We start from the raw sequence: 494 nt of genomic DNA on the forward strand, positions 1-494 counted from the left end.
ACTTCCGGTTCTTTGTCCGGCAGGTTTTGATAGTTGGCCTTATAACCTTCCGTTAAATGGGCTAAAGATGCTTTCATAAATACCACCGTTCCCCAGGCGCGCCCTGGCGATTCAGGTCTCATATGGCCGTTCACATACTCGCCACTGGATTTATGCTTGCCTGGTCTGTAGAGATAATACGTGTCATCAAAGTATTGATAATCTATACCCGGTCCACCCGGCGCCAGACGCGGGTCGTCAAAAGGGTATGAGCTCATATACAAATGTCCTTGTGCAGTGGAAATAAATGCCTGATTATTAACCACCACCACTCTTTTTATTTCTTTTCCTTCAGGGCTGTCACGCATAATACCATCTGAGTTTTTCTCCAGCGCTGGGAAAGAAGCCATATATGTTGCCACCTGCCACGTTTGCCCGTAATCTTTAGATATTTTATATGCCCCAGGCTCCCACTCAGGCACAAGTATGTACTGTTCTGAGGGATGGATAAACTC

Annotated in this window: 1 pseudogene; it reads right to left on the reverse strand. The window is 46.4% G+C overall.

Features of this window, described 5'->3' with window-relative positions:
• Positions 1-494: pseudogene (locus OGV77_RS00060) on the reverse strand (T6SS immunity protein Tli3 family protein); the annotation flags it as partial.

This window comes from Citrobacter sp. Ce129, assembly GCF_030334545.1.
Taxonomy (GTDB): domain Bacteria; phylum Pseudomonadota; class Gammaproteobacteria; order Enterobacterales; family Enterobacteriaceae; genus Citrobacter; species Citrobacter europaeus.